Here is a 24,614-nt window from a genome sequence, read left to right on the forward strand (position 1 = left end):
ATGCCTGCGCAACTGCTGCTCAACCTGTTCATCGCATTCCTGTGGATGCTGCTGATCGATGAAGACGAACTGCGGCTTTCGACATTTGCTGCCGGATTCCTCGTCGGGATCGGCATCCTGTTCTTCATGCACCGCTTTTTCGGCACGCGCTTCTATTTGCGCCGTGTGTATGCGGCAGTCAAGCTGCTGTTCATCTTCATATCGGAACTGGTGCAGTCGAGCGCCATCGTGCTCCGGCAGATCCTGAGCCCCCGGCTGAAGATCGAACCGGGCGTCTTCAAATATGAAACGGTGCTCCGGAGTGACGTGGAGATCACGATGCTCTCCATGCTGCTGACGCTCACCCCGGGCTCGGTCGTGATGGAAGTCACGCCCGGCAGTGAAGCCCTCTACATCCATGCGATGGACGTCCAGGAATCACGTGACGGGCTCATCAAGCAGCTCAGGAATTTCGAAAAAGCGATTATGGAGGTGACCCGCTGATGATTGCTGGAATGCTCGCTGTATCCGTCGTCCTGTTCGCCGTCACGATTGCAATCGCTCTGCTGCGCATGATCCTAGGCCCATCCATGCCCGACCGTGTCATCGCCATGGATGTGATCGGCGTCAACCTGTTGGCGCTGATCGGTGTAGTATCCGTGCTGTACGGAACGAAAGCGTACTTGGAAGTGATCCTGATCCTCGGCATCCTGTCGTTCATCAGCACGATCGCCTTTTCGAAATATATCGAGAGGGGGGTCATCATTGAACGGAAACGAGACCGGTGAATTCGTCGGTGCCCTGCTGATCCTGTTCGGCAGCATCTTCAGCGTAATCAGCGTGTTCGGCCTCATCCGGCTGCCGGATGTCTACACCCGGTCGCACGCAGCGACGAAGAGTTCGACGCTGTCCGTGCTGCTGACGCTGATCGGCGTGTTCCTGTACTTCCTGTTCCGCGACAACTTCGTCAGCGTGCGCGTGCTGCTCGGCATCGTCTTCGTCTTCCTGACTGCGCCGGTCGCCGGCCACCTGATCATCCGCGCCGCCTACCGCTCGAACGTCAAGCTCGCCGACATCTCGGTGGAGGATGAACTGCACAGCGTGCTGCACGCGGAAGAGCCGGCGGACCGGAACGAAGAGAAGTGATCATTAAATGGTATGGAACGGTTTGCGTCCGCGGCCGGCGTCTGGTGGTCGGGACACCCGAGCCGCGCAGAAACCGAACAAGTCAGTACCTGAATGGGATGCGCTGCCGCGGCAGCGCATTTTTTCGTGGGGAGGATAGGGAAGCGGGTTTGCGCTCATAAATCGGGAGAATCGCTCATAGACTCGGGGGCAGTGATCATAAATCACGAAAAGTGATCATAAACCGGAAAAAGTGCTCATAAATCACGGAAGTGATCATAAAACGAGAAAAATGATCACAAACCTGGAAAAGCGCTCATAAAGCTGTAGCCCTTAGGCTGTCGTCTAGGATTCTCAAGGTCTGCATCCAACTTAAATGGAACATTTGCCATTAGGATGCCCTCTATTTTCTGGAACATCGGTAATTTCCAAATTCTTCACAGGAACGGAGGGATTTTATTTCCTGACCGCGAATAGATAGTAAGGGGAAGAGAAAAGGGGGAATAGCAGTGGGAACACGCAGGCAACAAAAGAAATCGATGGGCCGTCCGCTGAAGATCGGCCTATGGGTGCTTGGTGTACTTGTCGCCCTGGCAGCTGCAGCACTCATTTTTGTAAACATTTACATAGGGAAGTCCAAACCGGTCATTGAAGGGACAGCATCCGTTACCATCCTGGATGAGGATGTCACAGTGACACGGGACTCGGACGGTGTGCCGCACATCGAAGCCGCCTCGGACGCCGATCTCTACCGGGCGCAAGGGTATGTCCATGCCCAGGACCGTCTGTTCCAGATGGACCTGGCGCGCAGACAGGCGAGCGGACGGCTGGCGGAAGTCGTGGGGGCAAAAGCGGTTGATACGGATAAACGGTTCCGGACCTTCAGCCTGCGAGATGCGGCGGAAAAGTCCTACGATACGTACAGTGTCGATGCGAAACAGGTCCTGGACTGGTATGCAGAAGGGGTCAATGCATTCATCCACGAGGTGAAAGGGAACGGGAAACTGTCGTATGAGTTCAAGCTGCTCGGGTACGAACCGGAAGATTGGACACCGATCGATTCATTGACAATCGGCAAGTACATGGCGTACGATCTCGGCGGCAAGTGGACACCGCAGGCGATGCGGCACTGGGCACTCAATCACTATCCCGAGGAAAAGGCGAAGGAGCTGTTCATCACCTATCCGGAGAATGCCGAATCGATCATGGAGGCAAATCGGGCCAATCCGGTTGCGGTAGCGGACCAGTTCGACCCTGATACGCTGCCGCCTGAATTTAACGGCAGCAACAACTGGGTCGTCTCCGGCGACAAGACGAAATCAGGGAAGCCGCTGCTCGCGGATGACCCGCATCTCGGGCTCAGCACGCCGTCTGTCTGGCATCAGATCCATCTGACATCGCCGGATCAGAACGTCAGCGGTGTCATCTTCGCCGGGATTCCGGGCATCATCCTCGGACATAACGACACGATCGCCTGGGGCGTGACGAACGTCGGACCTGACGTGCAGGATCTGTATATCGAGATCCCGAACCCGGACGACCCGACCCAGTTCGAGTATGACGGGAAGTGGGAGCAGGCGGACGTGCGGGATGAACCAATCAAAGTCAAAGGGGAAGACGATGTCCCGTTCGAAGTCCTCGTGACCCGTCACGGACCGGTCATTACGGATATCATTTATGAGAATGAAAAACCGGGTGCCGTGTTCTCGATGCAATGGACGGCGCTCGAAGCGAGCAACGAACTCGAAGCTGTCATGGATCTGAACAAAGCGGAGGATTGGGAGTCATTTGAAACGGCGCTCGAATCATTCAGCGCGCCCGCACAGAACTTCGTGTTTGCATCGAAAGACGGGACGATCGCCTACAAAGCGAACGGCAAGATCCCGATCCGCAAGAAAGGCGATGCACAGCTGCCGGTGCCGGGCAACTCTTCCGAATACGGCTGGGAGGGCTACGTACCGTATGATGAACTGCCGACGCTCGTCAATCCGCCGGAAGGGTTCATTGCGACAGCGAACAATGAAGTGGTCGATGAGAAGTATCCGTATCATATAACGAAGTTCTGGGCGCAGCCGTACCGGTACGAACGGATTGCGGAAGTGCTCAGGGACCGCGATGATTTCACGGCGGACGACATGATGGCGCTGCAGATGGATCAGAAGAACCTGCATGCGGGGGAGTTTTTGGACCGGATGCTCGGCTCCGTTGAGAAGATGGACCGGAAAGGACATTACGAAGGGATTCTCCGGCAGATGAGGGAGTGGGATCAGGTCGATACCGCAGAGTCGCCGCAGCCGCTGATTTTCCATAAGTGGATGATGCAGCTGCCGAAACTCATGTTCGCGCCGGATATGCCGGAAGACGTCTATGCGTTCATGCACGGCAAGCCACAGCTGACCGATCAATTCCTCCGCAATTCATATGACGGCGAGGCGCCGTCCTGGGTGGCGGACTACGGTGGTGCTGACCGATGGGTGTACGACGCGTTTGAAAAGACGATCGCAGGTCTGAAAGAGGACTACGGGGACAATCCGGAGAAATGGCAGTGGGGCGACTATCATCAGCTGGTGTTCCCGCATCCGCTGTCCGGTGCGTCGCCGATGCTTGCACGCTTCCTGGACCCGGACCGCCAGCCGGTCGGCGGATCGGGGATCACTGTGCAGGCCGCTTCGTTCAAGGAGGATGGAAGTGCAAACCACGGCGCGTCCTGGCGCTTCGTTGCGGATCTGAATGATCTGTCCAAAGCATATCACATTGTCGGGCCGGGCCAGAGCGGCCACCTGAAGTCCGAATGGTTCCACGACCAGGCGGACGACTGGGTCCGAGGGGACTTCCATGAAACCGTTACGGACGGTTCGGTGAAAGATGGCCACGTGCTGACATTGACAGCGAATTGATGGAACCGGGGACTGCGCACAGTCCCCGGTTTTTTGGTTTGTCCGTTGTTCGTTATGACGGAGGACTGATTCAGGGTTGTGCTTAAGAGAGGGAAGATCTTGAAGTGTCCGTTTCTGCGCGGCACGATGCTGCGTGTCCGCGCGAGAGGTTTTAATTGCACGACGGCGGTGAAACTGGAGAGCTCCGTGCAAAAAGAGGCGTCTTAATTGCACGATGGCGGAGAATCTGGAGAGCTCCGTGCAAAAAGAGGCGTCTTAATTGCACGATGGCGGAGAATCTGGAGAGCTCCGTGCAAAAAGAGGCGTCTTAATTGCACGATGGCGGAGAATCTGGAGAGCTCCGTGCAAAAAGGGCCGTCTTAATTGCACGACGGCGGCGAACTGGAGAGCTTCATGCAAAAAGGGCCGCCTTAATTGCACGACGAGATTGAACTTTGGGAGCTTCGTGCAATAAGCACAAGCCCAACTGCGACTCAGCCAAAAAATCACCTGTGAGCCGAAAATCGCCTGCTAAGCCTCTCTGCCAAGCAAGCGATTTCCAAAGTTCCCGGCAGGTCATTCCTTAACGTTCAAATGCCCGTTTGACTTTGCTTGCCAAACCGAATTGTCCGGCATATACTGAACGTACAATCAAATCATCGTTTGAATAACAACTACAGAGGAGCGGTCCTATTGAAGATGATCGATACGTGCGATGAGAAACTCGTCCATGACGAAGTGGTGGAAGGTATACAGCAGGAACTGCCGCGGGTCGGCGGCATGGTGCAGCTGTTCAAGGCGCTTGCCGATGAAACGCGCCTGAAAATCGCGTACTCCCTGACGTTGAAAGAGGAACTGTGCGTCTGCGATGTCGGGGCGATCATCGGTGCCTCGAATGCGACAGCCTCACATCACCTGCGGTATTTGAAAGAGAACGGACTGGCGCGTTCCGAACGGAGAGGCAAGATGGTGTATTACTCCCTCGCGGATGAGCATGTATTCCAGCTTGTGAAAATTGCACACGAACATACGATGGAAGGTGAACTGGATGGAGGACACTAAGCAGAATGAATACCGGCTTGAAAACTTGAGCTGCGCCAACTGTGCAGCCAAATTTGAAAAGAATGTGAGCCGGCTGCCGCAAGTGGAAGCTGCCACTGTCAATTTCGGCGCAAGCAAACTGTCGTTTGCGGGTGATGCGACCGTCCAGGAACTCGAATCAGCCGGTGCTTTCGACGGCATCCGGGTCGTCCCGGTCACCCAGAGGAAACCGACGCCGAAAACGCCGTTCTTCAAAAGACGGGAAAACATCGTTTCGCTCATTTCCCTTGTTTTACTGGTGGCCGGACTGTTCGTTTCAAACCAGTATGGTGAAACGAACCTGACGGCAATCCTCCTGTTCGCAGCGGCCATCGTTGTCGGCGGCACCTCGATGTTCATCGACGGACTGAAGAATCTTGTCCGCCTCGATTTCGACATGAATACACTCATGACGATTGCGATCATCGGCGCGGCGATCATCGGTGAGTGGCGGGAAGCGGCCGTCGTCGTATTGCTGTTCGCGATCAGTGAAGCGCTCGAATCCTACAGCATGAACAAAGCCCGGCAGTCCATCAGCAGCCTGGTCGACATCGCCCCGCCGTCCGCCGAAGTCCTGCGCGATGGCCGGACGATCGAACTGCCGACCGAGGAGATCCGGATCGGTGATGTGCTGATCGTCAAGCCGGGCCAGAAAATCGCTATGGACGGCACCGTGTCAAGCGGACGTTCCACCGTGAACCAGGCGGCAATTACAGGGGAATCGATCCCTGTCGTCAAAGAGCTGAATGATACCGTTTTCGCAGGCACCCTGAACGAAGAAGGGGCGCTTGAAGTGACGGTCACGAAACTGGTCGAGGATACGACAATCGCGAAGATCGTCCACCTTGTCGAGGATGCGCAGGCGGAAAAAGCGCCGTCCCAGCAGTTCATCGACAAGTTCGCAAAATACTATACACCGGCCATCATCGCGATTGCCGCGCTGACAGCCGTCCTGCCGCCGCTGTTCGGCGCCGACTGGCACACATGGATCTACCAGGGGCTCGCTGTTCTGGTTGTCGGCTGTCCGTGCGCACTCGTCGTTTCGACACCTGTCGCCATCGTCACGGCGATCGGCAACGCTGCACGTCAAGGCGTACTCATCAAGGGCGGTGTCCATCTTGAAGAAATGGGGCACATCCGGACTGTCGCCTTTGATAAGACAGGCACGCTGACAAAAGGCTACCCGGAAGTGACAGATATCATTACAGCAGATGAATTCAATGAACAGGACGTCCTGCGCAGCGTCGCCGCTGTCGAGCGGCTGTCACAGCACCCGCTCGCACGCGCGCTCGTCAATGCTGCGGACGCCCGGGGATCAGAGGAAGTGAAGTCCGAACAATTCCAGTCCGTCACGGGTAAAGGCGCCATGGCAGATGTGGAAGGCAGGCAGGTAGCTGTCGGCAGCATCCGGTGGGTGGAAGAGCTTACCGAGCTGCCAGCAACCGCGGCATCCGAAGCAAAACGTCTCCAGCAGGAAGGGAAATCGGTGATGGGCACAGTGATCGACGGTGCATTCGCCGCATTGTTCGCGGTCGCCGATCCGATCCGACCCGAGAGCCGTCCGGTGCTCGAACGATTGAAAGCGATCGGTATCGAGTCGACGGTCATGCTGACAGGGGACGACCCGAACACCGCTGCATCGATTGCTAAAGAACTCGGCATGGATGACGTCCGTGCAGGACTCATGCCGGAAGACAAACTGACTGCAATCCGCAGTCTGAGCCGGGGGAAACAGCGTGTCGCCATGGTCGGCGACGGTGTCAACGATGCGCCTGCACTTGCAGCAGCGTCCGTCGGCATCGCGATGGGCGGTGCCGGCACCGATGCTGCGCTTGAAACGGCGGACATCGCACTGATGGCCGACGATCTGGAACAACTGCCTTATACTGTGCAATTGAGCCGAAAAACATTGCGAACCATCAAAGAAAATATTATGTTTGCAGTAGGACTAAAAATTGCTGCACTGCTTCTTGTCATCCCAGGCTGGCTGACGCTGTGGATTGCGATCTTCGCGGACATGGGCGCCACCCTGCTGGTCGTGCTGAACTCACTGCGGCTCATGCGCATACAGAAATAAGAAGCAGGCGTTTGGGGGATCCTTATTATGCAACTGTACGAATGGACGATGGTGGAACAAGAACAGCTCATCCACTTTCTTACGACAAATACGTGGCCGTTCCATGCAACCCGGAATTCCGGGCGGCAGCTGATCGAAAAAGCGATCCGGGAAGGCGGATACGAATCGGATGAAGTGAAGACCTTCTGGCTCGTCAACGATCAGGGGGAGAAAGTCGGATTGGCAAAGATCCACGATATGCAGGATGACATCCCGCTCTTCGATCTGCGGATTGCCGATCAATACAGGGGACGGGGCTATGGGGCGGCAGCGCTCCGGCTCATCACCGATTACGTGTTCGGGCTGCCGGAGTGGAAAATCCGCCTTGAAGGACATACCCGTTCCGACAACCTGGCCATGAGAAAAACATTCGAACGGGCAGGCTTCGTCAAAGAAGGGCACCTGCGGCAGGCATGGTTCTCTCCTGAGGAAGACCGCTATTACGATGCCATCACCTATGGAATCACGCGTGAAGACTACATGGCCGGGAAGAAGACGCCGGTCGTCTGGGAAGACAGCGGCGGGGAAGAACAGCAAGTTCCGGAAATCCCCGACTTTCCGGATCGGTTCGAATCCGACCGGCTGCTGATCCGTATGCCACATGTCGAGGATGTCTCTGATGTGAACAACGCCGTGCTGCAGTCGTTCAGCAGCCTTAAAGAATGGATGGACTGGGCACAGCATACTCCGTCGCTTGCGGAAACCGAAAAAGTGACACGGCAGGCGGTAGCGGATTTCATCACAAAAAAAGATCTCCGGTTCCACTTGTTCGACAAAGAGACCGGGGAATTCGCCGGCTCCTCAGGCCTTCACAGGATTGACTGGTCCGTCCCGAAATTCGAAGTCGGCTACTGGCTGGCAGAAGGGTTCACAGGGAAAGGTCTGATGACCGAAGCGGCCGGCCGGATCACGCAGTTCGCGTTCGAGGAGCTCGGCGCGAAGCGGGTGGAGATCCGGTGTGATGAGCAGAACAAAAAAAGCCGCGCCATCGCTGAACGGCTCGGCTTCGAATTGGAAGCGATCTTGAAGAACGATGCACGTGCTGCAGACGGCACGGATCTCCGCAACACCGTGATCTATGCTAAACTGAGCCAATAGGCACAAGAAAAAAGGGATGCCGGACAAACTGCCTGGCATCCCTTTATTCAAACCCTTTTCCTTCCGGTGATCAAGTTGATGATGAAAATGATCAGTGCAATAACAAGAAGGATATGAATCAGGCCTCCGCCGATATGTGCTACCAGACCGAGCACCCAGAATACAAGTAGTGCTACAATGATAATCCAAAGTAATCCGCCCATGATGCCGTTCACTCCTTTCAGCAATCGGTTGAATTGGTTATGGTGTATAGTTACCCCGTGATAAAATGATGTAAACCCATCAGGTTTTGCGATCGGGTTCGCACAGCTACAAATGCACTTGGAGGTGTTTGGATTGGCAACACCGAGTATGGAAGATTATATCGAACAGATTTATCTGCTTATCGAAGCGAAAGGACAGGCGCGCGTGTCGGATGTGGCGGAATCGCTTTCCGTCCTTCCGTCTTCGGTTACAAAGATGGCCCAGCGTCTCCATAAGGAGGGGTATGTCGTATATGAGCGGTATAAGGACATCGCTCTCACCGGCCGGGGCCAGAACTTCGGCGAGCGTCTTGTGCAGCGCCATGAGCTGCTGGAACAGTTTTTACGCATCATCGGTGTGAAAGAGGAGAATATCTATGGCGATGTCGAAGGGATCGAGCATCACCTGAGCTGGGATGCGATGGACAGGATCACCGACCTGGTGCAGGCGATGAGGGAAGATCAGGACTTTGTGACGCAGCTGAAAGATCGCAGCGTGTGAGTTTACGGACACAAACTTAAGGAAATGGGAGATTATTATGACGAAATTATATGCGGGTACAATCCAGTCCGCCTGTCTGCAGGAGCAAGAAGGCTCCAGATGGCGCCTGACGGTGGGCGATGAGGAAGTCTATATGAATGCTTCAGAAGCACCCGAAACACTGCAGGCGGGGGACCATGCCGATGTCTTCCTGTTCAATAACAGACGGGGGGAGCTGGCAGCGACGATGCAGCTGCCTTCCATGACAGTCGGTTCATATGGGTGGGCGCGTGTCCTCCGTGTCGATGACCGGGAAGGGGCATACGTCGATATCGGGGCTTCCTTCGAAGTCCTGGTGAATAAGGCGGATCTGCCGCGTGTCCGCAAGCTGTGGCCGAAAACGGATGATGCCCTCTACATGACGCTCCGGACCGACCAGGGCGGCAATCTTTTCGGACGGCTTGTGACAGAAGAGCGTGTCCTGGAGGAAATCGGGTTTGCGGAACCTTGGCGCATGAATGAAAACCTGACAGCACGCCCATACCGGCTGCTGCCGGTCGGCTCATTCCTCCTCAGCATTCCGGATAAGTTCCGGATTTTCGTCCATGAGTCGGAAATGCTGGCGGAACCCCGTCTCGGTGAGGAGCTGTCCGTCCGTGTGATCGACGTCCAAAAAGACGGCACATTGAACGGCTCACTCATGCCGCGCAAACAGGAGCGGCTCGATGATGATGCTGAGATGATTCTCGGTTATTTAAACGAAGCTGGCGGCAAAATGCCGTTCACCGATAAGTCGGAACCTGAAGAGATCGCCGAAATGTTCGGCATCAGCAAGGGTGCGTTCAAGCGGGCGCTCGGCCGTCTGATGAAAGACGGCAAGGCTGCTCAGCAGGACGGCTGGACCCGTCTGTCCGAGTGAACCGGGAACCTTTTCCTGACGGGAATCGTATCTATTGGAAACGAGGAGGTAGACGAATGAAACGACTATTCATGACAGGCCTTGCTGCCGTATTGTCAGTGGGACTGCTTGTGCCGGGCGCTGTTTCGGCCGATTCATCCATCAATGAGAAACTGGGCGTGCCGATTGTCGTCTATGGCGCCAACCTTTCCGAAGATGAACGGGCGAGCGTCAAGAAAAGTCTGAAAGTGGACGAAGAGGCGGAAGTCGAAGAAATCGACGTGACAGGCAAGGACCTGGTCACGTATATCAAAGACGGCGATCCGAATGCACGCATGTATTCCTCGGCGAAAATAATGAGACAGGATGCAGGAAAAGGATTAGTCATCACGATTGTTACACAAGATAACATTACGCAAGTAACGCCGGATATGTATGCAACGGCTATGCTGACCGCCGGCATCGAGGATGCGAAGGTCGATGTGGCGGCTCCGAAGAAAGTATCGGGGCACTCGGCACTCGTCGGTATCTACAAAGCATATGAAGTGAGCGGCGAGACGCTCGACAAAGAGCGCACCGACGTCGCAAACGACGAACTGGAAGTTGCAACAAAGCTGTCCGGGGAAGGGGTCGACAAAGAAAAAGTCGCCGAACTTCTGACGGACATCAAACAGCAGATCGCGGACAAAAATCCTGCAACGAAAGAAGATGTCGAGCGCATCGTTAAAGAACAGCTCGAGAAACACAAAATCGAACTGAGCGATGCCGACCGTCAGCTGCTGATCGACCTGATGGACCGGATCCGGAATCTGGATATCGATTTCTCGAAGCTGTCCGATCAACTGAATGATATGGCTTCCAAGGTGAAAGAGAAACTTGGCGATATCGACCCGAGCTTCTGGGAAAAAGTGAAGGACTTCTTCAATGGTCTGGTCGATTCAGTGAAGTCGATTTTCCAATGACCCGGGCAGGAATGTTTGAGCTGACGGACAAATCTGGTAGCATAGGAAAAAAAGGAGGCTGTTCTCATGGAATTTGACTTGAAGGAGCTTGGCGGCGATGCATATGCGTTCCAATATGTACAGGATGAAGCGAAGAAAGCGGAAATCACGTGGACACTTCTTGGCGATGTCATGGTGATGGACCATACGTATGTGTCCGAAGATCTGAGAGGCGGCGGTGTTGCAAAGAAACTGCTGGACCGTGCAGCCGGCTATGCGAGAGAGCACAACTACAAGATGGAGGCTGTCTGCTCCTATGTTGTAACAGCATTCAACCGGTATGATGAGTATAATGATGTAAAAGCATGAACAGATGAATATCCTGCCGTATGAAAAAAGCGGGCTGCTTGAGCAACGAGCAGTCCGCTTTTTTTAGTGAACGAAATGTGAAACGTTTTGTGCTATCATGCGTATAGGTAACTATCAATAGAAAAAGAGAGGCGATTTATTTGAGCAGGACAGCAGAACGCGTACTTGGAATCATCGGCATCGTATTTACGGTGATCAGTATTTTCGGCGCAGTTTTCGGCGCGGTCATCTTCCGCATGTTCACCACCAATGCGGACTTCAGGCAGGAGATCGAGATGGAACTCTACTCCGACCCGGCGATGACGCCGGCGGACATTGATATGTTCTTCAATATGTTCGACGCATTTGGCGGGTTCCTCTGGTTCGTTGTCGTGTTCTTCCTCATCAGTCTCGTGCTCAACATTTTCGGACTCGTGAAGATCTGGAACAACAAAAATCCGAAACTGGCAGGCATCCTGTTCATCATAGCGGGACTGACCGCAGGGATTGTGTCACTGACATCGATCCTGCTCTACGTTGCAGGCATCATGTGCCTGACGCGGAAAGAGACATTGCCGCCGCGCGACTACCAGGATCCGCTTGTGACGGACACACCACCGGGAGACGACGGAATGCGGCCCTTGTAAAACAGGACTGGAGCAGCCGAATCGGCCGCTCCAGTTTTTTATACGCAGACAGCGGATGGCTGCCGCAGTGCGTATACATATTGGGCTGTTTCGACAGGCACCCCTTCGAACTCTTCATCGAACACATCGAGAAGTTCGAAGCCGAGGCTTTCGCAGAATGCTTTTGCCGGGTCATTGAGGTCGTCGACATAGATATACAGACGGGATGCCCCTTCCAGCAGCGACAGCGCTCCCTTGAACAGTTCCCGGCCGATTCCGCGGCGCTGATACTCGGGCAGGATATACAAGGCCGTCAGTTCTGAATCACCATCCTGGTCGACGAACGTCATATTCAGGAATCCGACCGGCCGGCCATCGGACTCGGCAATCAGGATTTCCGTCTTTTCCATCCGCTTGGCCATCATCGGCGCGGAATAGGCGCCAGCCAAGTAGTTCTGCTGCACAGATTCCGGCAGCAATTCAGTAAATGCATCTTTCCACGTATCATAGGCAATGTGCTGGACAGCGGCAATATCTTCTTCGATCATTTGGCGAATCAATGTGCTCTCACCTCAACATTCCTTTCTTTTATCATAACAAAATGATGGACCGAAGACTAGGGATAGTCAGACTTGTCATGAAAATGAAATGTCCCGTGAGTTTTGTTGTGAAGATACAGGGTATACTTTCTATACGACCCGAATATATGATATCGATAACGTCATTAAAAACTTGGAGGATTGATCCATATGGCTAAAAAACGTAATGGGATATTGCTTGCAACACTTGCAGCGGGCGCTTATGCGTATTTCAGTAAAAAAGAGAATCGGGACAAGGCACAAGTGGCCGTCAACAACCTGATGACGAAAGTGGACTCTTTTGTCCAGTCGAAAAAAGCCGAGTATTCCGATGATACAAAAGCTGGTCTGTCGGATCCTTATGACTTCCAGGATAATAAGATGGTGGAAGAAGGCGCACAGACGAGCGTACATTATTATAATCAGGAAGTGGAAGATAAGAGCAAGGAATCGAAAGAAGATGGACTGTATCATAAGAAGGTCGATAAGAGCATAACGGACAACCTTGAATCCGGCGAAGCTCAGAAGGATTCGGATAAAGCCTAAGAAGGCAGGGTGCTAATCCTGCGGACTGCCGCAATTTCATAACGCACGAGCCTGCAGCATACGCTGATTACAGTGATGCGTGCAGGCTTCTTGTCGTGTCTGTTTATTTCTGATGGGTTTCATTGTAATTGTGAATCGGGTTGAGGTATACTTTCTGAAGGGACAAAAGTTTGTCAGACGTTCTGAAATTTCCGTCAGTGTCCAGTCGGTCGACGGATATGCCGGATATGCTGATAGTTTGAAAATAGCGAAGGTGGATTTTGTGAAAAAAAGAATTGGCTTTGTGACAATGTTGGCGACAGCTGCTGTTTTGCTGAGCGGCTGTACAAGTGTTCAGGAACAGCGGGGGACATTCTATGGGATATTCGTCAAACCGATGGAATGGCTGCTCCATAATTTAGGGGAAGCCTTCAATGGCAGCTACGGTCTCGCAATCATCGTCATCACTATGGCGATCCGTCTGCTGCTGATGCCTCTCATGTTGAAGAACTATAAATCTCAGCAGGAAATGAAAGTGAAGATGGATGCACTGAAACCTGAAATGGAAGTCATCCAGAAACAGATGAAGGAAGCGCAGAAAGCGGGCAACAAAGAACAGCAGATGAAGCTGCAGCAGGAAATGATGGGCCTTTATTCGAAGCATAATGTCAACCCGCTCAATATGGGCTGTCTGCCGCTGATCATCCAGATGCCGATCATCATGGGCCTCTACTTCGCCATCCTGTATGCCGATGAGACGATCAAAAGCCATCAGTTCCTCTGGTTTGAGCTTGGGAAGCCGGATATCATCATGATGCTGGTTGCCGGAGCCGTCTATTTCGTCCAGGCACGTGTCTCACTCTGGACAATGCCGGAGCAGCAGAAACAGCAGATGAAACTGTTCGTCTACATTTCTCCGATCATGATCATGTTCATCTCCTACCGTGTCGCCGCAGCACTTCCGCTGTACTGGGCAGTCGGCGGTCTGTTCATGATTTTCCAGACATATTTGGGCCGCAAGTTCTACTACAAACATACGGCAGCTGAGCTGGAAGTCGAACCGGATGGTCAGGTGGATGTTGAAATTGTCGATCCGGCTGATGAGAAAAAGCACACGGGCAAGAAGAAGAGCAAATGATCTGCTGATGTGCACAAGCCGGGGCCTTTCGCTCCGGCTTCTTTTTATACATAGCACAGGAGGAAAGGGTGATCCGATGAACATCAGTTGGTTATATGGAATCGGCATTGTAGCGGCAGGACTGTTTTCGCTTGTTTTCATCATCAGGCTGGATTTCCCGAATGCGCTGATCGGGATGATCGCCTTGTTCGCTCTTACGAACAGTGCACGGGCCAGACAGTTCCGGGGACAGGGGGCCGTGCGGGAAGCACGCTGGATGCAGGGCCTGTCCATCCTCTTTACTGTCGCGTTAGCGGTCGTCCTTATTTTAAGGATGATTTGACAGGCAAACAAACGGAACGGCCATGCTGAAGGCAGCATGGCCGTTCCGTTTTTCAGTAGTGCAATCGGTTCCGTGTCGCCAGGACGATCAGGACAGCGGGTATCGTACAGACAGCCATCCCTAAGAAGGCAAGCCCCGGTGAAAAATCATACAGATAGCCGGCTGGTACGGTCAGGACAGCTGTACTGAGACTCATCGCGAACGCGGCATACATCCCTTGAGCGGGAGCGATCTGCTGTTTCGGCAGCCGGGACGATATGTAATGGACGAATGCATAATGGGCCACACCGAACGAAATGGCATGGAGAGTCTGGGACAGGACGAAAACCGGTGTGATCGGAAACAGGAAGACCAGGAACCAGCGGACTGTTGAACCGATGCCCGCGATGAGGAACATCGTCGACGTCTTCACATTTGCAAGAAGCCTGTCAGATACCCGAAAGAAAACGATCTCGAACAGGACGGCCACATTCAAGATGACCCCGATCCAAATGCCGGACACCCCAAGATCATCCAGGTAGATGAATCCGAAACTGTAATAGGCGGCATGGGCGCCCTGCAGAAGAACGGCCAGGACAGTGATCGTGAAGAATCCTTTTGTCCTGAAAAGCGTCCGTAACTTTGCGTGCCCGCCATCATTCTCTGTCCGTTTCGGTACCGTACGCAAAGCAGCCGGTGCCGGACGCGTGTAAAACAGGAGAGCGGCTGCAAGACCGGCAATCATCAGGTAGAGAATCGATTGTTCGCCCCAGACGCTCGTCGCTGCGCCGACAAGGAGCAATGCAGCTGTATAGCCGATCGAGCCGAACGAGCGGCTGCGTCCGTAATGGATACGCTCGGTCTGCATCAGCAGCGTAGCCCCGCTTTCTGCGGCGGGCAGGCTCATCGGATAGATGGCGCTGAACAGGATCGTGACAGCTGCAAGCACCCAGACTGGTGACTCCGGAATATAGAGCACCGCGAAAACGAGTGAAACGGCCGCGAGCCACTGGGTGATCGTACGGAGGGATGCACGGCGTGTCAGCGCAGGAAAGACGAGGAATGTGGTGAGTGCGCGGGCCGCCATACCGACACCCATGATCACGCTGGCACCTGACACCGAGAGACCTTTTTCGAGCGTCAGCCAGCCTGTCCAGTAAGGCAGGAAAATTCCCCATGTAAAGAAAAATGCGAAAAAGCTTGCAGACAGCCAGCGCTGATTGTTCATGAGGGTTCATCCTTCACTGAGAAATAGATTTGAAATCCCATGATAGCATACTTTCCGGAAAGGACAGTAGTCGCTGGACGAAAATGATGGTAGACTATGAAATGGACTGTTTGTCATCAACCTGTAACAATACGGAACGACCAATACAAGTTTTCACAGAAGAGAAAGAAGGCAAGGCAACGATGAAGCGAAGTACGCATGAGCGGCGGCCGGGAAGAAAACAGCCGAAAGGGCGGATTGCCATCCTCTCGGTCATTGCAGCTGCCCTGGCAGGTATCGTCATATGGATTGGCGTCAATGATTGGAATGTCACAAAAACGATGGAACAGGCGGGGCTTGCCGAGTCATCGGCGGAACTGACGGAAGCCCCCGAGCAGCAGCAAAAGCCGCTAAAGCAGCCGGAACAACCGGCACAAACGGAAAAACAAGAACCGCCTGTAACGGAGACGGCACCGGCAGAACCGGCAGACGCCGATGATGCAGAGGAGCCTGAAGAGCCGTTCGATGGCGGGTATGTGGAGGGACAGACCTTGCCGAAAGAGCCGACCTATGTAAACGGGATTCTGGTCGCCAATAAGAAGCATCCGCTGCCGGAAGACTTTGCTCCTGGAGAGGACAAAGCAGCACGCGCGGCTTTCGAGGAGATGGCAGCTGAGGCCAAGCTGTCCAGCTTCAACTTGACGGCATTCAGCACATTCCGGTCGTATGACTACCAAGTGACCTTATACAACCGGTATGCGGACCGGGACGGACAGGAGGCTGCGGACCGGTACAGCGCGCGGCCGGGCTATTCGGAGCACCAGACAGGCCTTGCGTTCGATATCGGGGAAGTGAACCATGAAAAACATTGGGCATCGGAGTCGTTCGGCGAAACCGAAGCCGGTAAATGGCTTCTTGCAAATGCGCACCGGTACGGCTTCATTCTCCGCTATCCGAAAAACAAGGAAGACATCACGGGCTATATGCACGAAGCCTGGCATTTCCGCTATGTAGGAAAAGAGATGGCGGAAGAGATCTTCAAGAAAAACATCACGCTGGAAGAATATTTAGGGCTGGAATGAAAAACTGCACGGCGAGGCGTAAATGCCTTTCCGTGCAGTTTTTTGTATGCTGGTCAAACAATGGAACGCACTGAACTTGGATGCCTGCAGTGCTAAAGAATTGGTGAAAGCAAGCGGGAGACGGATTCTTTGACCTTGATGGTGCGGGAGCGGTTCAAATACATATCGTACGTCAGCTCCGTCGATAACTGGATATCCTGCTCGAACAGCTCTGCGAGTTCCCTTGATATCTCACGGTCATACAAGAAGGCGTTGATTTCAAAGTTGAGGCGGAAACTGCGCTCGTCGATATTGGCTGTACCGACCGTCGACAGTTCATCGTCCACGACGATCTGCTTGGAATGGATGAAGCCATTCTCATAGATATAGACACGGGCTCCCGCTTTCAGCAATGTGCCGATATTGGAGTAGGTCGCCCAGTAGACGAACATGTGATCCGGTTTGTTCGGAATCATGATCCGCACATCCACGCCGGACAGGCAGGCGATCCGCAGCGCATCGAGGAAGCTGACATCCGGTATGAAGTACGGTGTCTGGATATAGATATATTCCTTCGCGATGAAGATCATCTTCAAATAGCCGTCCTTGATCTGCTCCCATTCGTTGTCGGGACCGCTGGAAACAATCTGCATACCGACGGATCCCTTGCGGGGGATCACCGGGAAGTAACGATCATTGTATTGGACCTCACTCGATGACAGCGCCTGGTTCCAGTCGAGCAGGAAGCGGGTCTGCAGCGGATGGACGGCGCTCCCTTCGATGCGCAGATGCGTATCCCGCCAATAGCCGAATTTCTTGCTCATGCCGAGATACTCGTCTCCGACATTGAAGCCGCCGACGTACGCAATCCGGCCGTCGATCACGACAATCTTCCGGTGATTCCGGTAGTTCAGCCGGGGATTGATCAGCGGCATGAGTGCAGGGAAGAAGGCGGCTGCCTCCCCGCCATTATCCGTCAGCTCCTTCAGATGCCTGACATGCAGCCCACGGGAACCGATATCGTCGAACAGCACACGGACCTTCACGCCCTGTTTCGCTTTTTTCACAAGAACTTCCATTATGTGAGAACCGATTTTGTCGAGGCGCAGAATATAGTACTGGAAATGGATATGATCTTTTGCATTCTCCAGATCCTTCAGGAGGGACTCGAATTTGGCTTTGCCGTCATTGAAGACTTCTACGTCATTGTCCTGTGTCAATACTGCATGGTTGTTTTTCAGATGGAGATAGATCATATCGTGATAATGTGCGGTATCATCAAGCTGGAATTCGAACGTTTCGTCTTCGATGGCTTCCATCTGGTAATCGATGAGTGTTTCAATACCGATCCGGTCGCGCCCCGACCATCTGAACAAATGCTTTTTCCGCAGCTGCCTGCCGAGAAGCAAATAGATGATGAATCCGAACAGAGGAATGAAGAACAGGACAAGCAGCCAGGCCCAGGTCGCGGCCGCATCCCGCCGTTCCAGAAATATGAGGATCCCGGCCAGCACCACGTTCAGCGTCAGGATGGCCACTGTGAGAATGCCGATAATTTCAGTCATGTTATGCCCCCTTTCTCAACTTTGCGTTATTCCTATAGTATACATGAATGGAGCGGATTGTCTCCGATTACAGGCGAGACAGCTGTTCGGCCGTGTGCGGACCCAACAAGAACTAAAACCTACTGTAATGAAAATGAAAGGTTAAAAACTTGACAATCGTGGTATGATATAGATATCGAATATAAGCGATCCAATACCGAACAAATTAGAACCTTACATTCAATTTGTGCGTCCTGCACTATAGAAAGGTTGAGGTGGACCCAGATGGCGAAAGAAATGGACTTGAAGAAGATCATCACAAACTTGGCGAAGTTAGGTGTTTCCGCTACAATGACAAAATCTCGTCTCGACATGCTGAAGGCATTGACACCGCCTGCCCAGCAAGACCCGCAAATCCAACCATGAACGAAAATGCGCTCCGGGGAATCATTCTCCGGAGCGCATTTTTCGTTGTCCTGGTCAGTCCTCATCGGAGCTGAACAAATACGTCCGATGATGGAATTTCATACTGAATATCAGACCGATCGCGAGCATATTGCCCATCAGCGAGCTCCCGCCATAGCTGATGAACGGCAGCGGGATGCCTGTGATCGGCAGCAGCTGGATTGTCATGCCGATGTTTTCGAAGACGTGGAAGGTGATCATCGCAATGATGCCGGAAGCGATATACGTGCTGAACGGATCTTTCAGCTCGAGTGCGATTTTCGTCAAATGGTAAATCAGGAAGAAATACAGGCAGATGACAACGCTTGCGCCAAAGAATCCCCACTCCTCACCGATCACACTGAAGATGAAGTCCGTATGGCTTTCCGGCACATACACTTCTCGTGCCTTGAACCCTTTCCCGAACAATTCACCGGAACCGATGGCATTCAGCGAGGTGATCAGGTGCAGCCCTTCGTTCGACGAATACGAATAAGGGTCGAGCCAGGAATAGATCCGCTGGAACTGATACGGCTTGAAGCCGAGCGACGTCAGGAAATCCTGTGCATACATCGCCATGAGCAGCATCGTACCGCCGATCGATGCACTCCCGATGAATATTGGAAGCAGGATCTTCCAGGTAATACCGGAAACGACGGCAAGCGCTGCCGTGATGGCCAGAAAAACGAGCGCCGTCCCAAGGTCCGGCTGCAGCAGGATGAGGACGAGCGGTACGAACAGGACAATACCGATTTTCATCAGCAGCATGAAGTCCGTCTGCAGTGTCTTTTCCGTGAACTTCTCATGGTGCTTTGTAATGACGCGCGCCAGTCCGATGATGAAGAACGTTTTCATGAATTCGGCGGGCTGCAGACTGCCGATACCCGGCAGATGGAACCAGCTCTTTGCACCATTTTTCCGGGCGACCAGGTCCAGGCTCTCCGGCAGGATGAACAGGACGAAAAGAAGGAACAGGCCGCCGCCGTATATGAGCCAGGCAGCTTTCTTATACTGTTCCGGCTCAAAGTACATCGTCACCGCAATGATGATGGAGCCGATCACGTACCACTGGATCTGTGAGGGGATGAAGTTCGTGCCATATTGCCCTGTTGTCTGTGCGGAGGAGATCGCCACCAGGCTGATCGCCCCGAACAGGAGCAGGAGGAAAGCGAGCGGCCAGTCAAACCGGTCCGCCGCTTTTTGTTCGATTTTCATAATAGTTTCCACCTATGTCGTTTCTTAAGGATGCCAGCAAAAACCCCGATCGGGTGGGGCAGACAGATGTTCAGGACTATAATCATTATAGAGCATAGAAGGACCTCCGATGTAGATGAAATTTGTCCTGTTTTTACGCTTCCTCGGCTTCGAAATGGAAATCCTGCTGATGGAACCGCATGCTGAATACAAGCCCGATGGCGAACATGTTGCTGAACAGCGAACTGCCTCCGTAACTCACGAACGGCAGCGGGATCCCTGTGATCGGCAGCAGCTGGATATTCATGCCGATATTTTCAAGTACATGGAAGCCGATCATGGCGATGACGCCTGCAGTGATATATACGCTGAATGGGTCCTTCAATGTTAGCGCGATCTTCGTCAAATGGTAGATGAACACGAAAAATAAGGTGATGAGCAGGCTTGTCCCAACGAAGCCCCATTCCTCACCGATCACACTGATGATGAAATCCGTATGATTTTCGGGTATGTACACGACGCTCTCCCGGAATCCTTTCCCTGTGAACTCCCCGGATCCGATAGCGGTCATCGCCTGGATCAGGTTATAACCTTCCTCTCCGGGATACGAGTACGGATCGAGCCACGAATACACCCGCTTGAACTGATACGGATCGAAGCCGAGTCTGACGAGGGAGTCCTGGGCATAGACAGCCATCCACAGCAGCGTCGCACCAGCAGATGCACCGACCGCCATGATCGGCGCCAATAGCTTCCAGGAAATCCCTGATGTGATGATAACGGCAGCAGTGATGGCGATGAAGACCAGCGACGTCCCGAGATCCGGCTGCTTCATGATGAAAGCGAGCGGGACAATGAGCATCACGCCGGCTTTCGCCAACAGCAGCGTATCGGTTTTCAAGGTCCTCTCCAAATTGTTCTCATTATGCAGGCTGACCATCCGGGCCAGTCCGAGGATGAAGAACGTCTTGATGAACTCGGATGGCTGGATGGTGCCGATCACCGGCAGATGCAGCCAGCGCTTGGCCCCAAGACGGGTTTCGGCAATCTGCCCTTCACCGCCTGGCGCGAACATCAGGAACAGCAGCAGGAAGATCCCGAAGCCGTACAGCGGCCAAGCGAGCTTTTTGTATGCCTGGGGTTCCAGCTGGATCATCATGAAGACGATGAACGCACCGAGCACATACCACCGGACCTGCAGCAATGCGAAGTTGGTGTTGTGGGGGCCTGATATTTGTGCGGAAGCGATGGCTGTTAAACTCACAATGAAAAATAAGACCAGATAAAAGGCAAGTGTCCAGTCGAAGCGATCCGTCCACTTGTTTGAAAGTTTCAAAGCGAAACTCCTTCCTTATGAAATGATTGCTCCAGTATAGCGCACATCAGCTGTTTTTTCATGTGATTCAATAGACGCATAACCGGAAACAGAGGTTTCTTTCCGGCCGCATGCATAGAATGAATCTGACAGCCGGATGAAAGGTTTTCTCTAGCATCGGCCCCCGTTCATGGTAAACTAGTGAGACGAAAACTAACGGATCGAGAGGGATCAGTATGAAAAAAAAGCTTGGATTGGTGTACGGGGGAAAGTCAGCGGAGCATGAGGTGTCACTGTCGACCGCCCGCGCCGTAACGAACGCAGTGGATTTCGATACGTATGAAGTGACCCCCATCTACATAACGCCCGAAGGCGAATGGCGGACAGGGGAGCCCCTGGCAGCACCTGCACAGACGGTCGATGAGCTGCGGCTTCCGGGCAGCGGGGGCAGTGAACCGGACAGCATCGCCAGGTTCCTGCAGCTGAAGCGCAAACCCGACGTCATCCTTCCGCTGCTTCACGGTACAAATGGAGAAGACGGCACCGTACAGGGGCTGTTCGAAGTGATGAACATACCGTATGCGGGAAATGGCGTTCTTGCATCCTCGGCAGGCATGGACAAAGTCATCATGAAGCAGCTGTTCGCCCAGGCGGGGCTCGCCCAGGTGCCGTACGTGCATTTCATCCGCTCTGCGTGGGAGAACAACGAAGCCCGTCTGCTCGACGCGGCGGAACAGACACTGGAATACCCGGTATTCGTAAAACCTGCAAACCTCGGATCGAGTGTCGGCATCAGCAAAGCGGACTCACGCGAGGGCCTCGCGAAAGCCATCACATTCGCTTTCAAGTTCGACCGCAAAATCATCATCGAGCAGGGCGTGACGGCCCGCGAAGTCGAAATGGGTGTTCTCGGCAATGATGAGCCGGCCTGCAGCGTCCCGGGGGAGATCAAACCTCTTGCGGCGTTCTATGATTACGAAGCGAAATACCAGGACAGCAGTACGGAGCTTGCCATTCCTGCAGAGGTGACGGAAGAGACCGCAGACCTGATGAAACAGATGGCAATCCGTGCGTTCAAAGTGCTCGACTGCTCAGGATTGGTGCGCGCCGATTTCTTTGTCACGGAAACGGACGAGGTGCTCATCAACGAAGTGAACACGATGCCGGGCTTCACGCCAACGAGCATGTTCCCGCTGCTTTGGCAGCATACAGGTGTCAGCTATCCTGAACTGATCGACAGACTGATCGAACTGGCCATTGCACGGCATGCGGAAAAGCAGCAAATACAATACACAATGGATTGAGTGGGGAAAACATGAAACGGAAACTTACAGAACTGGCAGACTGGCTTGGTGCATCCGGTCAGCTGCTTGATGAAACCCTTGTAACAGGAGCGGCTATCGATTCACGGGCAGTGAAACCAGGAAATCTGTTCATCCCGTTCCGCGGAGAGCATGCAAACGGCCATACATACGTCCGCGGTGCATTTGGTAAAGGGGCAGCAGCCTCACTCTGGCTGACGGACGAACCGAACCCGCCGGAAGACGTGCCGCTCATCTTTGTCGACGATGCAGAACTGGCGCTGCAGCAGCTCGCCCGCGCCTACCGCGCCGAACTGACGTGCAAAGTGATTGGCGTCACCGGATCGAACGGCAAAACCTCCACGAAAGATCTGCTCGCGAGTGTCCTGGGCGCAAAGTTCAGCGTGCAGAAGACCGAGGGCAATTTCAACAATGAACTCGGTCTGCCGCTGACGATTTTGTCACTTGAAGAAGAGACGGACATCGCAGTCCTGGAAATGGGCATGAGCGGATTCGGCGAGATTTCATTCCTGTCGAAACTGGCGGAACCGGACATTGCGATCATCACGAATATCGGCGAAGCGCACTTGCAGGACCTCGGCAGCCGGGAAGGTATTGCGGATGCGAAATTCGAGATCATCGACGGTCTCGCGGAAGAGGGCGCGTTCTACTATGATGGCGACGAACCGCTTCTTGAGGAGCTTGTCGGCCATCACCCTGAACTCAATGCCTGCTCGTTCGGATACGGCGCATCATGTGATCTTCGTGCATCCGATATCCGCGTGACCCCTGACGGGAGCGGATTCACCGCGGCGGGCATGCTGGAAGGGAATTTCGTAATCCCGGTATACGGCGAGCACCAAGTGAAAAATTCACTCGCGGCGCTCCTCGCGGCAGACCGGCTCGGCATGACGGCTGAGGAGAGCCGGGAGGCACTGCTGCATGCTGAACTGACGCCGATGCGCATGCAGCCGGTCCATGCAAAGAGCGGTGCATTGTTCATCAATGACGCCTATAATGCAGCGCCGACTTCGCTTCGTGCCGCCTTGTCATTCATCGGCAGCACCTCTCTCCGGAAAGACAAATGGGCCGTTCTCGGCGATATGCTGGAACTCGGGGAGAACGAACGGCAATTCCATGAATCAGTCGCGGATCAGCTGGGCACACTGTCCTTGAAAGGAATTGCCCTGTATGGACCCAGAATGCGATGGCTGTATGAAAAGCTGCTCGAAAACGGAACGGACGCGCAGCTGGTCTGGTCGGAGGATGACTATGAGCCGATCATCCGGACGCTGGCCGAGTCAGCTGACGAGGACACCGTCATCCTGCTGAAAGGCTCAAGGGGGATGGCGCTGGAACACGTGCTGGAAGGCGTGCTTGAAATGGAGGCGTGACCTGTGAAGACGGGGGTTATCGTACTGCATGGTTTCACCGGCGGATCTTTTGAGGTCCGCCCGCTGCTCCGCCTTCTCCGGGAAAAGACGGACTGGATCGTCAGTGTGCCGGTGCTGCCCGGCCACGAGATCGGCGGCCGTCTGGCGGACGTCACAGCCGAGGCCTGGCTCATGGAAGCTGAAATCGAATATAGGAAACTCGCCAAACAGACCGACCGCATTGCCGTCATCGGCTTTTCGATGGGCGGGCTTATTGCGCTCTATCTGGCGCTCCGCTATCCGATCGCCCGGCTTGTACTGCTGAGCGCGGCTGCCAAGTATATCGCCCCCCGGCTGCTGATGGAGGACGCTGCTGTCATACTGGCCCAGCCGGTGCTGCGCCGGTTTCCGCCGAATACGTTTTATCACCTGTACCAGTATAAGCTGCGCCATACACCTGTGCGGGCCGCTTTCCAATTCACCCGTATCGTCCGTCAAGTTGCCCCTTATTACAGCTCCGTCACGGCGCCCGTCTGCATCGTGCAGGGGAAGGAAGACGGAATTGTCCCTTCGTCGAGCGCGGAATTGCTCTATGAGGCAATCGGCTCCGAAGAAAAACATCTGATCTATTCGGAAACAGGGAAACACCATATTTGCTACAGTGAAGATTATGAAGCGTGGTCCGGAAAAGTGCTGAACTTCCTGAAGTCCGATCCGTTTGCGCCTGACGGATGATCCTGAAGTGTTTCGGTTGCGGCAGTAAGGTTCCTGTGGTATACTAACTGAAGCATTGGATACATTTACGCAGAACTCTTCCTCTTGT

Annotated in this window: 26 protein-coding genes; 20 read left to right on the forward strand and 6 right to left on the reverse strand. The window is 53.8% G+C overall.

From position 1 onward, the window contains the following. The 7 genes from QWT68_RS14005 (at position 1) to QWT68_RS14035 (ending at position 8,274) form a co-directional block, all read left to right on the forward strand. Entirely contained in the window at positions 1-483 is a 483-nt protein-coding gene (locus tag QWT68_RS14005) for a Na+/H+ antiporter subunit E (RefSeq protein WP_040285590.1), read from the forward strand. Beyond that, positions 483-767 carry a Na(+)/H(+) antiporter subunit F1 gene (locus QWT68_RS14010; RefSeq protein ID WP_040285591.1) on the forward strand — a complete coding sequence of 95 codons (285 nt, stop codon included), beginning with the start codon at positions 483-485 and terminating at the stop codon, positions 765-767. Before QWT68_RS14005 ends, QWT68_RS14010 begins: the two co-directional genes overlap by 1 nt. Further along, positions 745-1,125, forward strand: a complete 381-nt coding sequence (locus QWT68_RS14015; protein WP_040285592.1) for a Na+/H+ antiporter subunit G — start codon at positions 745-747, stop codon at positions 1,123-1,125. Before QWT68_RS14010 ends, QWT68_RS14015 begins: the two co-directional genes overlap by 23 nt. 518 nt (positions 1,126-1,643) lie before the next feature. Continuing rightward, positions 1,644-4,001, forward strand: a complete 2,358-nt coding sequence (locus QWT68_RS14020) for a penicillin acylase family protein (protein ID WP_290150490.1) — start codon at positions 1,644-1,646, stop codon at positions 3,999-4,001. A gap of 678 nt (positions 4,002-4,679) precedes the next feature. Next, entirely contained in the window at positions 4,680-5,042 is a 363-nt protein-coding gene (locus tag QWT68_RS14025) for an ArsR/SmtB family transcription factor (protein WP_040285688.1), read from the forward strand. Then, positions 5,029-7,137, forward strand: a complete 2,109-nt coding sequence (locus tag QWT68_RS14030) for a heavy metal translocating P-type ATPase (RefSeq protein WP_290148697.1) — start codon at positions 5,029-5,031, stop codon at positions 7,135-7,137. The genes QWT68_RS14025 and QWT68_RS14030 overlap by 14 nt, the downstream gene beginning before the upstream one ends. A gap of 27 nt (positions 7,138-7,164) precedes the next feature. After that, complete coding sequence (locus tag QWT68_RS14035) at positions 7,165-8,274, forward strand: GNAT family N-acetyltransferase (protein WP_290148698.1); 1,110 nt, start codon at positions 7,165-7,167, stop codon at positions 8,272-8,274. Positions 8,275-8,321: 47 nt separating this feature from the next. Here the strand turns inward: QWT68_RS14035 and QWT68_RS14040 are convergent, their stop codons facing one another. After that, positions 8,322-8,477: a lmo0937 family membrane protein gene (locus QWT68_RS14040; protein WP_144036067.1), complete on the reverse strand. Its 156-nt coding sequence runs from the start codon at positions 8,475-8,477 to the stop codon at positions 8,322-8,324. Positions 8,478-8,610: 133 nt separating this feature from the next. On the opposite strand from QWT68_RS14040, the gene mntR reads away from it, so the two are divergent. The 5 genes from mntR (at position 8,611) to QWT68_RS14065 (ending at position 11,831) form a co-directional block, all read left to right on the forward strand. Further along, the gene (gene mntR, locus QWT68_RS14045; protein ID WP_040285595.1) at positions 8,611-9,018 is read left to right on the forward strand and encodes a transcriptional regulator MntR; all 408 of its coding nucleotides are present in this window, start codon (positions 8,611-8,613) and stop codon (positions 9,016-9,018) included. A 37-nt stretch (positions 9,019-9,055) separates the two neighbouring features. Beyond that, a complete protein-coding gene (locus QWT68_RS14050) occupies positions 9,056-9,916 on the forward strand; it encodes a CvfB family protein (RefSeq protein ID WP_040285596.1) in 861 nt (286 codons plus the stop codon). Between the two features lie 56 nt (positions 9,917-9,972). Further along, positions 9,973-10,857 carry a DUF1002 domain-containing protein gene (locus QWT68_RS14055; RefSeq protein ID WP_290148699.1) on the forward strand — a complete coding sequence of 295 codons (885 nt, stop codon included), beginning with the start codon at positions 9,973-9,975 and terminating at the stop codon, positions 10,855-10,857. Positions 10,858-10,923: 66 nt separating this feature from the next. Beyond that, the gene (locus QWT68_RS14060; protein WP_040285598.1) at positions 10,924-11,205 is read left to right on the forward strand and encodes a GNAT family N-acetyltransferase; all 282 of its coding nucleotides are present in this window, start codon (positions 10,924-10,926) and stop codon (positions 11,203-11,205) included. Positions 11,206-11,345: 140 nt separating this feature from the next. Then, the gene (locus tag QWT68_RS14065; RefSeq protein WP_290148700.1) at positions 11,346-11,831 is read left to right on the forward strand and encodes a DUF4064 domain-containing protein; all 486 of its coding nucleotides are present in this window, start codon (positions 11,346-11,348) and stop codon (positions 11,829-11,831) included. Between the two features lie 38 nt (positions 11,832-11,869). Here QWT68_RS14065 and QWT68_RS14070 read toward each other — a convergent pair whose 3' ends face one another. Continuing rightward, the gene (locus tag QWT68_RS14070; protein ID WP_040285599.1) at positions 11,870-12,370 is read right to left on the reverse strand and encodes a GNAT family N-acetyltransferase; all 501 of its coding nucleotides are present in this window, start codon (positions 12,368-12,370) and stop codon (positions 11,870-11,872) included. Between the two features lie 189 nt (positions 12,371-12,559). Here QWT68_RS14070 and QWT68_RS14075 point away from each other — a divergent pair, with 189 nt between their 5' ends. The 3 genes from QWT68_RS14075 (at position 12,560) to QWT68_RS14085 (ending at position 14,373) form a co-directional block, all read left to right on the forward strand. Continuing rightward, on the forward strand, positions 12,560-12,934 hold the full coding sequence (locus QWT68_RS14075; protein WP_040285600.1) for a hypothetical protein: 375 nt from the start codon (positions 12,560-12,562) through the stop codon (positions 12,932-12,934). A gap of 262 nt (positions 12,935-13,196) precedes the next feature. Next, a complete protein-coding gene (gene yidC / locus QWT68_RS14080; protein WP_052461676.1) occupies positions 13,197-14,051 on the forward strand; it encodes a membrane protein insertase YidC in 855 nt (284 codons plus the stop codon). A gap of 76 nt (positions 14,052-14,127) precedes the next feature. Further along, positions 14,128-14,373 (forward strand): hypothetical protein, encoded by a 246-nt coding sequence (locus QWT68_RS14085; RefSeq protein ID WP_040285601.1) that lies wholly within the window; start codon positions 14,128-14,130, stop codon positions 14,371-14,373. Between the two features lie 52 nt (positions 14,374-14,425). On the opposite strand, the gene QWT68_RS14090 is transcribed toward QWT68_RS14085, so the two are convergent. Further along, the gene (locus QWT68_RS14090) at positions 14,426-15,580 is read right to left on the reverse strand and encodes a 3-phenylpropionate MFS transporter (protein WP_040285602.1); all 1,155 of its coding nucleotides are present in this window, start codon (positions 15,578-15,580) and stop codon (positions 14,426-14,428) included. A gap of 182 nt (positions 15,581-15,762) precedes the next feature. Between QWT68_RS14090 and QWT68_RS14095 the strand changes: the two genes are divergently transcribed. After that, a complete protein-coding gene (locus tag QWT68_RS14095) occupies positions 15,763-16,641 on the forward strand; it encodes a D-alanyl-D-alanine carboxypeptidase family protein (protein WP_290148701.1) in 879 nt (292 codons plus the stop codon). Between the two features lie 92 nt (positions 16,642-16,733). Here QWT68_RS14095 and cls read toward each other — a convergent pair whose 3' ends face one another. Then, the gene (cls, locus tag QWT68_RS14100; protein WP_040285604.1) at positions 16,734-18,185 is read right to left on the reverse strand and encodes a cardiolipin synthase; all 1,452 of its coding nucleotides are present in this window, start codon (positions 18,183-18,185) and stop codon (positions 16,734-16,736) included. 264 nt (positions 18,186-18,449) lie between these two features. On the opposite strand from cls, the gene QWT68_RS14105 reads away from it, so the two are divergent. Next, complete coding sequence (locus QWT68_RS14105; protein ID WP_179860737.1) at positions 18,450-18,590, forward strand: Lmo0850 family protein; 141 nt, start codon at positions 18,450-18,452, stop codon at positions 18,588-18,590. 54 nt (positions 18,591-18,644) lie between these two features. On the opposite strand, the gene QWT68_RS14110 is transcribed toward QWT68_RS14105, so the two are convergent. Then, positions 18,645-19,823, reverse strand: a complete 1,179-nt coding sequence (locus QWT68_RS14110) for an FtsW/RodA/SpoVE family cell cycle protein (RefSeq protein ID WP_040285605.1) — start codon at positions 19,821-19,823, stop codon at positions 18,645-18,647. Positions 19,824-19,956: 133 nt separating this feature from the next. Further along, positions 19,957-21,138, reverse strand: coding sequence for an FtsW/RodA/SpoVE family cell cycle protein (locus QWT68_RS14115; RefSeq protein ID WP_290148702.1), 1,182 nt, complete (start codon positions 21,136-21,138; stop codon positions 19,957-19,959). Between the two features lie 215 nt (positions 21,139-21,353). Here QWT68_RS14115 and QWT68_RS14120 point away from each other — a divergent pair, with 215 nt between their 5' ends. Genes QWT68_RS14120 through QWT68_RS14130 form a run of 3 tightly spaced genes read left to right on the forward strand, consistent with a single transcriptional unit; the run spans position 21,354 to position 24,526 of the window. Continuing rightward, positions 21,354-22,421: a D-alanine--D-alanine ligase gene (locus QWT68_RS14120; protein ID WP_040285607.1), complete on the forward strand. Its 1,068-nt coding sequence runs from the start codon at positions 21,354-21,356 to the stop codon at positions 22,419-22,421. An 11-nt stretch (positions 22,422-22,432) separates the two neighbouring features. Continuing rightward, the gene (locus tag QWT68_RS14125) at positions 22,433-23,812 is read left to right on the forward strand and encodes a UDP-N-acetylmuramoyl-tripeptide--D-alanyl-D-alanine ligase (RefSeq protein ID WP_290148703.1); all 1,380 of its coding nucleotides are present in this window, start codon (positions 22,433-22,435) and stop codon (positions 23,810-23,812) included. Between the two features lie 3 nt (positions 23,813-23,815). After that, the gene (locus QWT68_RS14130) at positions 23,816-24,526 is read left to right on the forward strand and encodes an alpha/beta hydrolase (protein WP_040285609.1); all 711 of its coding nucleotides are present in this window, start codon (positions 23,816-23,818) and stop codon (positions 24,524-24,526) included. The last annotated feature ends 88 nt before the right edge of the window (positions 24,527-24,614 follow it).

It is taken from the genome of Sporosarcina trichiuri, assembly GCF_030406775.1.
GTDB classification, from domain to species: domain Bacteria; phylum Bacillota; class Bacilli; order Bacillales_A; family Planococcaceae; genus Sporosarcina; species Sporosarcina trichiuri.

What these genes read in the sequence shown, in the direction of transcription:
- QWT68_RS14005 (WP_040285590.1), top strand. Translation starts at nt 1, where the DNA reads ATGCCTGCGCAACTGCTGCTCAACCTGTTCATCGCATTCCTGTGGATG.
- QWT68_RS14010 (WP_040285591.1), top strand. Translation starts at nt 483, where the DNA reads ATGATTGCTGGAATGCTCGCTGTATCCGTCGTCCTGTTCGCCGTCACG.
- QWT68_RS14020 (WP_290150490.1), top strand. Translation starts at nt 1,644, where the DNA reads ATGGGCCGTCCGCTGAAGATCGGCCTATGGGTGCTTGGTGTACTTGTC.
- QWT68_RS14025 (WP_040285688.1), top strand. Translation starts at nt 4,680, where the DNA reads ATGATCGATACGTGCGATGAGAAACTCGTCCATGACGAAGTGGTGGAA.
- QWT68_RS14030 (WP_290148697.1), top strand. Translation starts at nt 5,029, where the DNA reads ATGGAGGACACTAAGCAGAATGAATACCGGCTTGAAAACTTGAGCTGC.
- QWT68_RS14035 (WP_290148698.1), top strand. Translation starts at nt 7,165, where the DNA reads ATGCAACTGTACGAATGGACGATGGTGGAACAAGAACAGCTCATCCAC.
- QWT68_RS14040 (WP_144036067.1), bottom strand. Translation starts at nt 8,477, where the DNA reads ATGGGCGGATTACTTTGGATTATCATTGTAGCACTACTTGTATTCTGG.
- QWT68_RS14050 (WP_040285596.1), top strand. Translation starts at nt 9,056, where the DNA reads ATGACGAAATTATATGCGGGTACAATCCAGTCCGCCTGTCTGCAGGAG.
- QWT68_RS14055 (WP_290148699.1), top strand. Translation starts at nt 9,973, where the DNA reads ATGAAACGACTATTCATGACAGGCCTTGCTGCCGTATTGTCAGTGGGA.
- QWT68_RS14060 (WP_040285598.1), top strand. Translation starts at nt 10,924, where the DNA reads ATGGAATTTGACTTGAAGGAGCTTGGCGGCGATGCATATGCGTTCCAA.
- QWT68_RS14075 (WP_040285600.1), top strand. Translation starts at nt 12,560, where the DNA reads ATGGCTAAAAAACGTAATGGGATATTGCTTGCAACACTTGCAGCGGGC.
- QWT68_RS14085 (WP_040285601.1), top strand. Translation starts at nt 14,128, where the DNA reads ATGAACATCAGTTGGTTATATGGAATCGGCATTGTAGCGGCAGGACTG.
- QWT68_RS14090 (WP_040285602.1), bottom strand. Translation starts at nt 15,580, where the DNA reads ATGAACAATCAGCGCTGGCTGTCTGCAAGCTTTTTCGCATTTTTCTTT.
- QWT68_RS14095 (WP_290148701.1), top strand. Translation starts at nt 15,763, where the DNA reads ATGAAGCGAAGTACGCATGAGCGGCGGCCGGGAAGAAAACAGCCGAAA.
- cls (WP_040285604.1), bottom strand. Translation starts at nt 18,185, where the DNA reads ATGACTGAAATTATCGGCATTCTCACAGTGGCCATCCTGACGCTGAAC.
- QWT68_RS14105 (WP_179860737.1), top strand. Translation starts at nt 18,450, where the DNA reads ATGGCGAAAGAAATGGACTTGAAGAAGATCATCACAAACTTGGCGAAG.
- QWT68_RS14110 (WP_040285605.1), bottom strand. Translation starts at nt 19,823, where the DNA reads ATGAAAATCGAACAAAAAGCGGCGGACCGGTTTGACTGGCCGCTCGCT.
- QWT68_RS14120 (WP_040285607.1), top strand. Translation starts at nt 21,354, where the DNA reads ATGAAAAAAAAGCTTGGATTGGTGTACGGGGGAAAGTCAGCGGAGCAT.
- QWT68_RS14125 (WP_290148703.1), top strand. Translation starts at nt 22,433, where the DNA reads ATGAAACGGAAACTTACAGAACTGGCAGACTGGCTTGGTGCATCCGGT.